General features: G+C 63.1%; 12 protein-coding genes. 9 read left to right on the top strand and 3 right to left on the bottom strand.

What is annotated here, in order from left to right; all coding sequences use genetic code 11:
• The first annotated feature begins 36 nt into the window (after positions 1–36).
• The 9 genes from JMV15_RS11630 (at position 37) to JMV15_RS11590 (ending at position 9,966) form a co-directional block, all read left to right on the top strand.
• Positions 37–1,239, top strand: a complete 1,203-nt coding sequence (locus JMV15_RS11630; protein ID WP_038450627.1) for an ABC transporter substrate-binding protein — start codon at positions 37–39, stop codon at positions 1,237–1,239.
• Between the two features lie 57 nt (positions 1,240–1,296).
• Complete coding sequence (locus tag JMV15_RS11625) at positions 1,297–2,157, top strand: branched-chain amino acid ABC transporter permease (RefSeq protein WP_020301305.1); 861 nt, start codon at positions 1,297–1,299, stop codon at positions 2,155–2,157.
• A gap of 1 nt (position 2,158) precedes the next feature.
• Positions 2,159–3,169 carry a branched-chain amino acid ABC transporter permease gene (locus tag JMV15_RS11620; RefSeq protein WP_032902364.1) on the top strand — a complete coding sequence of 337 codons (1,011 nt, stop codon included), beginning with the start codon at positions 2,159–2,161 and terminating at the stop codon, positions 3,167–3,169.
• Positions 3,166–3,915, top strand: a complete 750-nt coding sequence (locus JMV15_RS11615) for an ABC transporter ATP-binding protein (protein ID WP_038450629.1) — start codon at positions 3,166–3,168, stop codon at positions 3,913–3,915. Before JMV15_RS11620 ends, JMV15_RS11615 begins: the two co-directional genes overlap by 4 nt.
• The gene (locus JMV15_RS11610) at positions 3,915–4,610 is read left to right on the top strand and encodes an ABC transporter ATP-binding protein (RefSeq protein ID WP_003192343.1); all 696 of its coding nucleotides are present in this window, start codon (positions 3,915–3,917) and stop codon (positions 4,608–4,610) included. The genes JMV15_RS11615 and JMV15_RS11610 overlap by 1 nt, the downstream gene beginning before the upstream one ends.
• Before the next feature lie 13 nt (positions 4,611–4,623).
• Positions 4,624–5,892, top strand: coding sequence for a Zn-dependent hydrolase (locus JMV15_RS11605; protein ID WP_014719040.1), 1,269 nt, complete (start codon positions 4,624–4,626; stop codon positions 5,890–5,892).
• A complete protein-coding gene (locus tag JMV15_RS11600) occupies positions 5,889–7,292 on the top strand; it encodes an amidase (protein WP_014719041.1) in 1,404 nt (467 codons plus the stop codon). The genes JMV15_RS11605 and JMV15_RS11600 overlap by 4 nt, the downstream gene beginning before the upstream one ends.
• A 747-nt stretch (positions 7,293–8,039) precedes the next feature.
• Entirely contained in the window at positions 8,040–8,903 is an 864-nt protein-coding gene (locus JMV15_RS11595; RefSeq protein WP_014719042.1) for a LysR family transcriptional regulator, read from the top strand.
• A gap of 58 nt (positions 8,904–8,961) precedes the next feature.
• A complete protein-coding gene (locus tag JMV15_RS11590) occupies positions 8,962–9,966 on the top strand; it encodes a LacI family DNA-binding transcriptional regulator (RefSeq protein WP_014719043.1) in 1,005 nt (334 codons plus the stop codon).
• On the opposite strand, the gene JMV15_RS11585 is transcribed toward JMV15_RS11590, so the two are convergent.
• The 3 genes from JMV15_RS11585 to JMV15_RS11575 all read right to left on the bottom strand — a co-directional run bounded on the left by JMV15_RS11585 (position 9,963) and on the right by JMV15_RS11575 (position 13,441).
• Entirely contained in the window at positions 9,963–10,688 is a 726-nt protein-coding gene (locus tag JMV15_RS11585; protein ID WP_014719044.1) for an SDR family oxidoreductase, read from the bottom strand. The two genes, JMV15_RS11590 and JMV15_RS11585, sit on opposite strands and share 4 nt — an antisense overlap.
• A gap of 139 nt (positions 10,689–10,827) precedes the next feature.
• A complete protein-coding gene (locus JMV15_RS11580) occupies positions 10,828–12,360 on the bottom strand; it encodes an FGGY-family carbohydrate kinase (protein WP_014719045.1) in 1,533 nt (510 codons plus the stop codon).
• 1 nt (position 12,361) lies between these two features.
• Entirely contained in the window at positions 12,362–13,441 is a 1,080-nt protein-coding gene (locus JMV15_RS11575; RefSeq protein ID WP_014719046.1) for an erythritol/L-threitol dehydrogenase, read from the bottom strand.
• Positions 13,442–13,450 lie beyond the last annotated feature (9 nt).

Below are 13,450 nucleotides of genomic sequence, written 5' to 3'. Positions count from 1 at the left end.
CCGCTCCTGCCAATAACTAAACCAGGGAGTCACCCCATGCAGCGTCGTACGTTATTGAAAGCCAGCCTCACCGCCGCCGCCGCCCTCAGCCTTCCGCTGAGCGTGCGTTCGGCATTCGCCGCCGAGCCCTTTACCTTTTACGGCCTCAAGTCCATGTCTGGCGCCTTTGCCAGCTATGGCAAATTTGCCGACATGGGTTCACGCCTGGCGGTGCAACAACACCCCGACTTGCTCGGCCGCCCGCTGAACTACAAGGTCATCGATACCGAAGGCAACGCCGGCAAGGCGGTGCGCAAGGTGCAAGAGGCCATCGCGCAGGACGGCGCACGGTTCTTCCAGGGCTGCACGCTGTCGTCTTCCGCCCTGGCGGTGGCCAAGGAAGTGGACAAGGTCGGCGGCGTGTTCATGACCCCGGTGGGCGCCGATGAAGTCACAGGCAAGGACTGCAACAAGGCGACCTTCCGCTGGTCAGTGCCCACCTACGGTGCGATCCGCGAAACCATGGTGCCGCTGATCAAGTTGCTGCCGGACGCCAAGCGCTGGTACACCATCACCCCGCAATACGTGTTCGGCGAAGCCTTGCTCGAAGGGGCCAAAAACGTGCTCAAGGAACATAGCCTGGAACATGTGGGCAACAGCTACCACTCACTGCAGGAACAGGAGTTTTCCGGTTACCTGACCAACGCCATTTCCACCAAGCCCGATGTGCTGGTGCTGCTCAACTTTGGCAGCCAATCGTCCAACACCCTGCGCCAGGCCGTGAACTTCGGCATCAAGGAGCGCATGAAGGTATTGCTGGTGTGGTCTGCCGGCCTGGATCAGTTCCAGGAACTGGGCAGCGATGTGCTCGAAGGTGTGTACCTGGGCGCGCAGTACTGGCACCAGGTCGACACCCCGCTCAACCGTGAGCTGGTCAAGCTGACCCAGGCCACCTACGGCATCAACCCCACCTACCCGCTGGCCGCCGACTACATCAGCACCAAAGTCATGCTCGACACCATCATCGCCACCGGCAGTTTCGACGGCCCGACCGTAGCCAAGGCCCTGCAAGGCTTGAGCTACGAAGGCCCGACCGGCAAAGAGTCGATCCGCGCCGGCGACCACCAGGTGATCAAGGATTACTACCTGCTGATCGGCAAGGCCAGCGGCGACATGGCCGACAAGGACGACCTGGCCAAAGTGCTCAGCGCTGGCCAGTCGTTCCCCGCAGTCGAGGCGACTGGCTGCACACTCGGCTGACCGCTTAACTTTTGTCGCGCAGGGCCGCGCAAGCGGCCACCTGCGGAGGGTGCCTGCATGCTTAATCTGTACCTGTTCCAGATCCTCAACGGCCTTGGGTTGGGGATGATCTACTTCCTGATCGCGGTGGGGCTGACGATCATTTTCGGCCTGCTCAACTTCGTCAACTTCGCCCACGGCGCGTTCTTCCTGCTCGGCGCCTACATCTGCTACACCGCGGTAAGCCTCACCGGCAGCTTCTGGCTGGCGTTGCTGATCGCGCCGTTGGTGGTGGCTGCGTTGGCCTGGGTGATTGAGCGCTTGTTGATCCAGCGTATCTACCACTTGCCGCACATGTTCCAGATTCTGGTGACCTTGGGGATCGCTCTGATCATCCAGGAAGCCAGCGTGATGATCTGGGGCCCGGTGGGCAAAAGCGTCGCCGTGCCGGAACTGTTGCGCGGCGTGCTGGTGGTGGGTGATTTTGTCTATCCCTACTACCGCCTGTTCCTCATCGTGTTTTCCGGGCTGGTGGGCCTGGGCCTGTGGCTGCTGCTGGAGCGCACGCGCTTCGGTGCCCTGGTGCGCGCCGGCAGTGAAAGCACCGAAACCGTGTCGCTACTGGGCACCAATATTTTCCGCCTGTTCTCCATGACCTTCGCCCTCGGCGTCGCCCTGGCCGGTGTCGCCGGGGTGTTGTTCGCGCCCTTGCGCGGCGCCCAGCCCTTCGTCGGCCCGGAGATTCTCGGCATCGCCTTCGTGGTGGTAGTGATCGGCGGCATGGGCTCGTTCAGCGGTGCGCTGGTCGGCGGTTTGCTGGTGGGCGTGGTGCAAAGCCTGATGACCACACTCTGGCCCCAGGGTGCGAGCCTGATGATCTACGGCGCCATGGCCGTGGTGATTCTGGTACGCCCTTACGGCCTGTTCGGGAGAGCCTGACATGAGCGAGAAAAACCCCCTGCCGTTTGCCAAGACCCAATCCAGAGCCATGTTGCTGTGGGTGCTGGCCGTGCTGATCGGCCTGCCGCTGGTGTTGCCCTCGGCGACCCTGGCCACCGAGATCCTGATCTTTGCCATGGCCGCCCTGGCCTGCAACCTGCTGCTGGGCTATACCGGGCTGCTGTCCTTCGGCCAAGGCATCTTCTTTGGTGCCGGTGCTTATTGTGCGGCGCTGTTGATGATCCACCTGCAACTGGGCCTGTTCATGGCGTTGCTGGGCGCGGCGCTGGCCGGTGGCGTGCTGGCTTTGCTGGTGGGTGCCCTGGCGATTCGGCGCACGGGCATTTACTTCGTGATGCTCACGTTGGCGTTCAGCCAGATGGCCTACTTCGTCGCCTACACCCTGAGCGACTGGACCGGCGGCGACAACGGCCTGCTCAGCGTGCCACGCCCGGAAATTCGTGTGGGTGACACCGTGCTCCTGTCCCTGGCCGATGCCCGCGCCTTCTACGGTTTTGTCGCGGTGCTGTTCCTGCTGATTTTCATCGGCGCACGCCGGGTGATCGCCTCGCCGTTCGGCAGCACGCTGATGGCGATCCGCGAGAATGAAACCCGCGCCTCGGCCATCGGCTACGACACGCGTCACTTCAAGATCCTGGTGTTCGTGCTGTCCGGCGCGGTCACCGGGATTGCCGGGGCGCTGTACGCCATGCTGTTGCACTTTGTGCCGCTGTCGAATATCGACCTGGCGATGTCCGAGAACATCCTGATCATGACCATCGTCGGCGGCACCGGCTCGCTGTTCGGCTCACTGCTGGGCGCCGGTTCCATCGTGCTGCTGGGTGACTTTCTCTCCGATCTGTGGCCGCGCTGGCTGATGCTGCTGGGGGTGATCCTGATCCTGGTGGTGATCTTCATGCGCGGCGGTTTGTGGGGCGGCTTGGCGTCGCTGTTCGAAAAGCTGCGCGGCACGCGCAAACCCGCAGTCGTCGCCAAGGAGGACGGGCTATGAGTATCTTGCTGGAAACCCAGAACCTGGAGCTGGCCTACGGCGCGTTCCATGCGGTCAATGGCGTCAACCTCAAGGTCGAAGCCGGCACCATCCACACCATCATCGGCCCCAATGGCGCCGGCAAGACTAGCCTGTTTCATTGCCTGACGGGCGAACGCCAGGCCACCGCCGGAGCGATCCATTTCGACGGCAAGAACCTGATGCGCAAGCCCGCCCACGGCCGCGTCGGCCTGGGCATGGCGCGTTCGTTCCAGCTCACCAGCCTGTTCCAGAACCTCAGCGTGCGCGAAAACCTGCGCCTGGCCGCCCAGGGCCGCGATGGCTCGCGTGCCTTGAACTTCTGGCGTCGGGTGGACAGCCAGCGCGAACACCTGGAGATGGCCGACCAGGTGCTGGAACGCCTGCAACTCACGGCACGCGCCGACACCCTGGCCGGTGAGTTGTCCCACGGCCAGCAACGGGTGCTGGAGGTGGGCATGTCGATCTGCTCCAAACCCAAACTGTTGATGCTCGACGAGCCCACCTCGGGCATGGGCATCGACGATATCCCGATCATGACCCAACTGATCAGCGACCTTGGGCGCGACCATACGGTGCTGTTGATCGAACACAACATGAGCATCGTCATGTCCATCAGCCAACGCATCACGGTGATGAGCCATGGGCAGATTCTGGTGGAAGGCACGCCGGCGTTCGTGCGCGCCGATGAACGTGTGCGTACTGCCTATCTTGGGGAGGCTGCCTGATGCTGATCGTCGAGAATATCCATTCCTACTACGACAAGAGCCATGTGCTGGAGGGCGTGTCGCTGAGCGTCAATCCTGGCGAACTGGTGACCCTGCTGGGCCGTAACGGTGCCGGCAAGACCACCACCCTGCGTAGCATCCTCGGCATCATCTGCCCGCGCCAGGGCCAGATCCACTTCAACGGCCAGGCGTTGGTGGGGCAGAAGATTTTCGAAATTGCGCGCCAGGGCTTGGCGCTGGTGCCGGAAAACCGCGGGATTTTCCGCCTGCTGACGGTGGAAGAAAACCTGCGCATCGCCGCCCGCAAACACAGCCGCTGGCAACTGGAAGACGTGTACGCCATGTTCCCGCGCCTCAAGGAGCGGCGCAAAAACGCCGGCCATGCGTTGTCCGGCGGCGAACAGCAGATGCTCGCCATCGCCCGCGCCCTGCTGAACGACCCCAAGCTGCTGATCCTCGACGAACCCACTGAAGGCCTGGCCCCGGTGATCGTTGACGAGCTGGTGAAGATCCTGCGCAAGGTCAAGGACGAGGGCCTGCCGGTGTTGCTGGTGGAACAGAACCTGATGGTCTGCGACAAGCTCGCCGACCGCCATTACGTGCTCGAACAGGGCCGCGTGGTGTACGAAGGCAGCGCCGCTGACTTCCGCGCCGACCCGACGATCAAAAACCGTTACCTGGCCTTGAGTGCCTGAGTGGAGATTCCTGATGAATAGTCTTGCGCAACCGCTCCAGAGCAATGCCCCGCTGATCAACCGCGACCGCTTGTGGCAGTCGCTGATGGACCTGGCCCAACTCGGCGCCACGGCCAAGGGCGGCGTGTGTCGCCTGGCCCTCACCGACCTGGACCGCCAGGCCCGCGACCTGTTTGTGCAGTGGTGCGAGGCCGCCGGGTGCAGCATCAGTGTGGATGCCATCGGCAATATCTTCGCCCGCCGTCCTGGCCGCAACCCCGCCCTGCCCCCGGTCATGACCGGCAGCCATATCGACACCCAGCCCACCGGCGGCAAGTTCGACGGTTGCTACGGGGTAATGGCCGGGCTGGAAGTGATCCGCACGCTCAATGACTTGCAGATCGAAACCCAGGCGCCCATCGAAGTGGTGGTGTGGACCAACGAAGAAGGCTCGCGCTTCCCGCCGTGCATGATGGGCTCCGGGGTATTTGCCGGGAAGTTCGACCTGCAGGACACCCTCGACAAGCGCGACGACCAGGGCCTGTCGGTAGGCAGCGAATTGCAGCGCATCGGCTATGCCGGTTCGCGTGCGGTGCTGGGCCATCCGGTGGGCGCTTATTTCGAAGCGCATATCGAGCAAGGCCCGGTGCTGGAGGACCAGGCCATTACCCTGGGCGTGGTGATGGGCTGCCTGGGCCAGAAGTGGTTCGACCTGACTCTCACCGGCGTAGAGGCGCATGCGGGCCCTACGCCCATGCACCTGCGCAAGGATGCCCTGGTGGGCGCTGCCGAGGTGGTCAGCGCGGTCAACCGTATCGCCCATCAGCATCAGCCTCACGCCTGCGGCACCGTCGGCTGCCTGAACCTGCACCCTGGCTCGCGCAACGTGATCCCCGGCCAGGTGCACATGACCATCGACCTGCGTCACCTGCACGCCGACAAGCTGCAAGCCATGGTCGATGAAGTGCGTAGCGTGATCGAGGACTCCACTGCCCGCAACGGCTTGACATTTGAACTGACGCCCACCGCCGACTTCCCGCCGCTGGACTTCCACCCAGCCTGTGTCAATGCCGTGCGTGAAGGTGCCAAAGCATTGGGCTTGAGCCATATGGACATTGTCAGCGGCGCCGGGCATGACGCGATCTTCGTCGCTGAACTGGGCCCGGCCGGGATGATCTTTGTGCCGTGCGAAGGCGGCATCAGCCATAACGAAATCGAAAACGCCGCGCCGGATGACCTGGCGGCGGGTTGCGCGGTGTTGCTGCGCGCCATGGTCAAGGCGGCACAGGGGGATGTGGCATGAGTGAGATTGGCCAACTGACAGCGGTGCAACTGTTGCAGCACTTTCGCGACAAGACCTTGTCACCCGTGGAGGTCACCGAAGACGCGTTGCTGCGCATCGAGCGCTATAACCCGGTGGTGAATGCCTACTGCCATGTCGACCCGCAAGGCGCCTTGGACGCTGCGCGGGCGTCGGAACAACGCTGGCTCAAGGGCGAACCCTGCGGGGCGCTGGATGGCGTGCCGGCGTCGATCAAAGACCTAACGCTGACGGTCGGTATGCCCACGCGCAAAGGCTCGCGCACCTCCAGTGCCGAGGGCCCGTGGGACGTGGACGCGCCCTTCTCGGCCTTCATGCGCAAGGCCGGCGCGGTGCTGCTGGGCAAGACCACCACCCCGGAATTCGGCTGGAAAGGCGTCACCGATAACCCGCTGTATGGCATCACCCGCAACCCGTGGGACACGCGCACCACCGCCGGTGGTTCGTCCGGGGGCGCCGCTGCGGCGGCGGCATTGAACCTGGGCGTGCTGCACCAGGGCAGCGACGCCGGTGGCTCGATCCGCATTCCCTGTGCGTTTACCGGCACCTTCGGGATCAAGCCGACTTTCGGCTATGTACCGCAATGGCCGGCCAGTTCCATGACGATTCTGTCGCACCTGGGCCCGATGACGCGCACCGTGGAAGACAGCGTGCTGATGCTGCAAGCCGTGGCGCAGCCGGATGCGCGAGATGGCTTGATCGGCGCGCCAAGGACCAGGCCCTGGCTCGCTCCAGGAACGGACTTGAAGGGGTTGCGTATCGCCTATAGCCCCACGTTCGGCTATGTGAAAGTCGACCGGCAGGTCGCCAGCGTAGTTGCCCAGGCTGTGGAGGGCCTGGTGCAACTGGGCGCCCATGTCGAGCAGATCGACCCCGGTTTCTGCGACCCGCTGGAGGTGTTCAGCACCCTATGGGCTGCCGGCGCAGCACGCCTGACCGGCACGATGAGCGAGGCGCAAAGGCAACTGCTGGACCCAGGGCTGCTACGCATTGCACAACGGGGCGAGCGCTTGAGCCTGGATGATTTCAACGCAGCCCTGGAAGCCCGGGCGGCGCTGGTCGCACGGATGGCGGCTTTCCATGAGCATTACGATGTGCTGGTGTCACCGATGATGCCGATCACCGCGTTCGAAGCCGGGCACAACGTACCGCCGGGTTCGGGAATGACTGAGTGGATGGAATGGACGCCGTTCACCTACCCGTTCAACCTCACCCAGCAACCGGCGGCGTCAGTGCCCTGCGGGTTGGCGGCAAATGGCTTGCCAGCGGGCTTGCATGTGGTGGGCGCGCGGTTTGCCGATGAACAGGTACTTAGGGTGTGTCACGCGTATGCACAGGCATTCCCCACAGCGCACTTGCACACACCGAAAATCCCGACCTGAAATACCTACAACTGTGGGAGCTGGCTTGCCTGCGATAGCGCTGGTTCAATCAGCACATTGACCTCTGACACACCGCCGTCGCAGCTTCTACACAATTTTGTAGGTTGTAGCAGCCAACGGTAACCACGATGCGAAGCGAGCCGCTCTTGATCTTGCTCTTGATCTGCTTTTGATCTTGATCTCAGGCGCCCCGTTAAACCACGCTGGCCGGAATTCGACAGGGATTTGGGGGGTAAACCGGCAGGGATGCCGGTTTAGCCGCCCCGCGCCATGGATGGCGCGTGGCGGCGGCCCCCCAAATCACTGGCGGATTACGGGCACACCGAGCCTAAGCGAGGTGCCGAGTGGTGGGGCAAGAGCGTTTTGCTTACTTTGCCGCTTTTGCAAAGTGAGCCGCCGTCAGGGCGGAACCCTAAGTGGCCGTTACCTAAATAACGGATATGTACGCGCTCTGATCCAACATCCCAGTTGACTGTCAGGCCGTCTTCGCAGGCAAGCCAGCTCCCACATAGGACTGCGGCGCGTCAGGTGGATAAGCGTCGCTGTCAGGCCGCCACGGGAGCAAGCTCCCTCGCCACAGATACAGCGTCGTACCAAAGTTATGTAGATACCTATGCTGCGATAGCGGTGTGTCAGAGGCCAATGGGCTAACTGAACCAGCGATTTCGCAGGCAAGCCAGCTCCCACATGGATCGCATTCCAATCCTGCATCGCTCTACAATGCCCCTATTCATCCCCGGGGGCTTCATGGACATCGAACTGGCACGCACCTTCCTCGAAATCACCCGCTGCGGCAGCCTGGCCGCAGCGGCAGAGAAACTGCACGTCACCCAGACCGCTATCACCGCTCGTGTCAAAAACCTTGAGAACCAGCTCGGCTGCACGCTGTTTGTGCGCAACCGTGCCGGTGCGCGGCTGACCGCCGACGGCGAGGCCTTCGTGGTGTACGCCAACCAGTTGCTGCAGACCTGGGAAGCGGCGCGACGCGACCTGCCGTTGCCCGATGGCTATCGCAATGTGCTGCATATCGGCGGAGAGGTCAGCCTGTGCAACCCATTGATGCTCGGCTGGGCCAAGGCGCTGCGCGAGCACATTCCGGGGCACGCGCTGCGCACCGAGGTGCGTGAAGGCGAGTACCTGCTGCGCCAACTGGAGTTGGGTGTGCTCGACGCCGCCTTGGTGTTCCAGCCGCAATACTGGCCGGGCTTGCAGGTGGAGCAGGTGCTGGAAGAAAAACTGATTCTGGTGCAACTGGCGAGCAAACCCTCGCCCTACGTGTATATCGACTGGGGCCAGGGTTTTCGCCAGCAACACGACGCCGCCCTGCCCGACCGTGCGCGTGCCGCGCTGAGTTTCAACCTGGGGCCGCTGGCGTTGCAGTACATTCTGGAAAACGGCGGTGCCGGCTACTTCCGCACACGGGTGGTGCAAAGCTACCTGGACAGCGGCGTGATGCAGCGCGTGCCCAAGGCGCCGGAATTCAGCTTTCCGACCTACCTGGTGTACTCGCGGGCGCGGGATTCGGCGGTGTTGCAGCAAGCCCTGGAACTGCTACGCGCGGTGGTGAAGGCCGAAGGCGACTGGTCGCAACGCTGGGATCCGCTGATTTGAATCACTCTACATCTGCGCACATGCTAGCCTGCTGGTGTTTCCTCTCGCAGCCTTACCGATGAACAAGAAAAAGTCCGTCACCATCAGCGACATTGCCAAACGGGTCGGCATGACCACCATTACGGTGTCCCGGGCCCTGAGCAAACCCGACCTGGTCAAACCCGCCACCCTGGCGCGCATTCTTGAAGTGGCTCGCGAGCTCGACTACGTGCCCAACGCCTTCGCCCGTGGGCTCAAGCGCAGTGAAAGCCTGATCCTCGGGGTCATCACCGCATCGGTAGACAACCCGTTCTACAGCGAGATGATCAAGGCCATTTCCCGCGAGGCGAAAAAGCACGGCTACACCATCATGCTGGTGGACACCGATGAACTTGAAGAACTCGAAAGCAAGGCAGTCGATACCCTCCTGGGCTACCGCGTGGCGGGGATCATCCTGTCGCCGGTTTCCGACGAGCCAAGCTACCAGCCCGACTACCTGGAGCGCCTGGGCAACGGCAAGACCCCGGTGGTACTGCTCGATCGCACGATCCACGACAGCCCGTTCAGCCGTGTTGTGCTCGACAACTACCACAGCGGCCTGCAAGCCGCGCACTACCTGTTACGCCAAACCCCGAACCTCAAGCGCCTGCTGGTGCTGACCGGCCCCGAGCACTCGCGCATCAGCGTGGAGCGCCTCAAGGGCCTGCGCGAAGTGCTGGCCGAGCACCCCGACATTCAGGTCGAGGTGCAGGCGGGCGACTACACGCTGATGCCGGCTTATTTACATACTCTCGACTACCTGGCCGCACACTCGGCGCCGGATGCGATCATGGGCTTCAACCAGTTGATCACCCTGGGCGCCCTGCGCGCCTTGCGCATGCACAACATCGCCCATGACAGCCTGACCATCTGTGGCATCGACCGCCTGCCCTTCGCCGATATCTTCGGCGTGCCCATCGCTTGCGTAGCCCATGATGCATCCCTGGCCGGCAGCAGTGCCGTGCGCCTGCTACTTGACCGCCTGCAAGACCCGCACAAGCCACGGGACAAAGTGGTCATCGCCGGGCAGTTGGAAAACGGCTAGCGGCTGGTGTAGCCGCCGTCCACCGGCAGGCTGACGCCACTGATCATGCTCGCCGCGTCGCTAAGCAAAAACAGCACCGGTAGCGCCACTTCCGCCGGTTGCGCAAAACGCCCCAAAGGAATCGCTGCCAGCGCCGGGTCGCGCTTGGCCGGGTCGGACCAGGCCATGGCCGCCATCGGCGTCAAGGTCACGGTGGGGTTGACGCTGTTGACGCGTATGCGAAAACGGCCCCACTCGGCGCATTGCACGCGGGTGATCGCATCCAGTGCAGCCTTGGAGGCGCAGTAGCTCAGGTGATCGTCCAGCGCCACCAACGACGCCTGACTGGAGACGTTGACGATGCTGCCCGCCATGTTCGCTTCGATCATCTTTGCCGCGACCCGGCTGGCCACTTGCGCAGCGGCGCGGGCGTTGACGCTCATCACCTGGTCGAAGGCGCTGGCGCTGATGGCCGCGGCAGGCTCCAGGCGTGAGATACCGGCGCAGTTGACCAGACCGTGCAGAGGCGGCAAATCTTGCAGGGTTTTGTCGAGGGCGACGCTGTCAGCGATATCTACGCACAGGGTGTGGCACCCCAATGCAGCCAACGCCTGGGCATCGCGACCGAGAGCGAAGACTTCAGCGCCGCTGGCGATCAGTTGCTGGGCAATTTCGCGACCGATGCCGCTGCTGGCACCAGTGACGAGGATGCGCTGGTGCGAGAAGTCGAAGGTGGTAGTCATAAATAAAGATCTCAAAACCAATGAAGACCCACTGTGGGAGCTGGCTTGCCTGCGATAGCGGTGTATCAGCTCCCGATAAGGAGACTGACACTCCGCTATCGCAGGCAAGCCAGCTCCCACATTTTTGGACTGTGTTGAATCAGGTGGCTTGCAGGTTGTGCATGACCGGTTTCAGGGCCGGATACAGCTTCAGGTACTCGGCAAACGCCCGGTCATAGGTCATGACATTCTCCCGCTTGGGCTGCGCCCGCAATTGCAACTGCACCCAGCCGGTGTCCATCTGCCCATCACTCACCAGCCCCACCGTATGCGCCGCCAACAACGCCGCGCCCAGGGCTGCTTCTACCTCCTGCACGATGGTGTAGACGGGGTAGCGTGTGACATCGGCGATGATCTGCATCCATAGATCCGAATGGCTCGCCCCGCCCACCACAATCAAGCGCGGGTCCAGGGAATGCGCGCCCTGGCTGCCCGCTTCGATATTGTGGCGCAGGGCAAAACTCACGCCCTCCAGCACCGCGCGGTACAGGTGAAAGCGACTGTGGTAGAGGTTGAGCCCGACAAAACTGCCGCTGGCGCGGTCATCCCACACCGGGCTGCGCTCGCCCATCAAGTAAGGCAAAAACACCACGCCTTCGCTGCCTGCCGGAATCTTCATCGCGCTCTGCTCCAGCAGCGCCAGGCTGTCTTGCCCCGTGGCCTGGGCCTGCTGTTCTTCGGCCTGGCAGAACTGCTCGCGAAACCAGCTGACCGAGGCCCCGGCGGTGATCGCACCGCCGAAGATGTACAGGTCGCGGTGGCCGTTGTAGACGTGGGGCATGCTCACCAAACCGTGACGTGCATCCACCTGCTGGTTCAGATAGCCCCAGCACATGCTGGTGCCGATCATCGCCACATGATTGCCTGGCTGAGTGACACCCGCCGCCAGGGTCGCCATGGCCGCGTCCACGCCCCCAGCGAGGATCGGCGTGCCCGCCTGCAAGCCCAGGCGGGCAGCCCAGTCTGCGCGCAAACTACCCACCACCTCGCCGGAATACAGCAACCGCTCGGGCATCATCGACTGCGCGATACCCAACGCCTCCAGCATCTCGCCTGACCAGTTGCGCGCCGCCACGTCGTAGACACCACCGATATTCCCGGCGCTGCTGTGGTCCACCGCCAACTCGCCGGTCAGGCACCAATTGATGTAGCTGTTGGGCGGCAACAGGTAACGGGTATCCGCCCACACCTGAGGCTGGTGCTGCTTGAGCCAGAGCATCTTGGTGAAGCCGTAGTAGCTGTCCACCGAGTTGCCGGTGATGGCGAACAAGCGCTCCAGGTCCACATGCTCACGCACCCAGGCCACCTGCTCGCCGGCGCGGCGGTCCATCCAGATCAGGCACGGGTGCAGCGGCGTCATCTGCGCATCCACGGCAATGCCCGAACCACCGTACAAACTGCTGATGCACAGCGCCTTGACCAGCGGCGCCGGCACCCCGGCCTTGGCCATGCACTGGGCCACGCAAGTTTCGACAGCATCCAGCCACACCTGCGGCCACTGCTCGGCCCAGCGCACTTTCGGGGTGTCCACCCGGTAGCCGTGGCTGTGCTGGGCGATGATCGTGCCTTGGGCATCCACCAGCAGCGCCTTGGTGCTCTGGGTGCCAATGTCTACACCGATGACGTAGTCCATCTCAGAGCACCGGCTTCAACAGCACCTTGATCGACTTGGTCGAATTGGCCAGTTCAAACGCCTCGGCCCAGTCGTCCAGCGGGAAATCATGGGTGACGATGCCTTGGGAGGTGACCAGGCCACGCTCGAACAGGTCGATGGCGATGGGGTAGCAATACGGGCCCAGGTGCGCGCCGCGCACGTCGAGTTCCTTGCGGTCGCCGATGATCGACCAGTCCACACTGGTCTCGGCGCCAAACACGCTGAACTCGACAAAGCGCCCGAGCTTGCGGATCAGGTCCAGGCCCTGGGTGACGCCGGCCGGTACGCCGGTGGTTTCGATATAGACGTCACAGCCGTAGTTGTCCGTCAGCCCGTTGATGATCTCGCGAGCGTTGTCACGGGCGGGGTTGATCACCACATCGGCGCCGAACTTTTTCGCCAGTTCCAGGCGCTCGTCGACCATGTCGATCACCACCAGTTTTTTCGGGGTCTTCAGCGCGGCGACCTGGACCATGCACAGGCCAAGGGTACCCGCGCCGGCAATCACCACCACGTCGTCGAGCTGGATATCGCCACGGTTGACGGTATGGATCGAGCAGGCCATCGGCTCCACCAGCGCCGAGTCTTCCAGGGACACCGATTCGGGGATCTTGTGCACGATGGCGGTCTTGGGAATGCGCATGTACTGGGCCATGCCGCCTTCGGCCACTTCGCGCTGGAAGCCGAAGATGTTGTGCACTTCGCACATCCAGTATTTGCCTGATTTGCAGAAGCGGCATTTGCCACACGGCACGATCTGTTCGGCGATGACCTTGTCACCGACCTTGACCTCAAAGTGCTCCTCGGCGCCCTCGCCGGCTTCGACCACGTAGCCGAAAAATTCGTGGCCCGGTACTACCGGCGCCTTGACCCAGGGGTTGTCGCCGCCCCAGAACATCGCCGCGCCCGAGTGGCACTTGCAGTCACTGGCGCAGATGCCGCAGGCGGCGATACGGATCACCAGCTCATTGGTACGCGCCTGGGGTTTGCCGATGCGCTCCAGGCGGTAGTCTTTCGGGCCGTGGCAGACGACGGCTTGCATGTGAGTGTGCTTGTCCATGTGTTCGGT

It is taken from the genome of Pseudomonas paracarnis (genome assembly GCF_904063055.1).
Lineage (GTDB): Bacteria > Pseudomonadota > Gammaproteobacteria > Pseudomonadales > Pseudomonadaceae > Aquipseudomonas > Aquipseudomonas paracarnis.
This window is presented reverse-complemented; position numbering and strand designations above follow the sequence as displayed.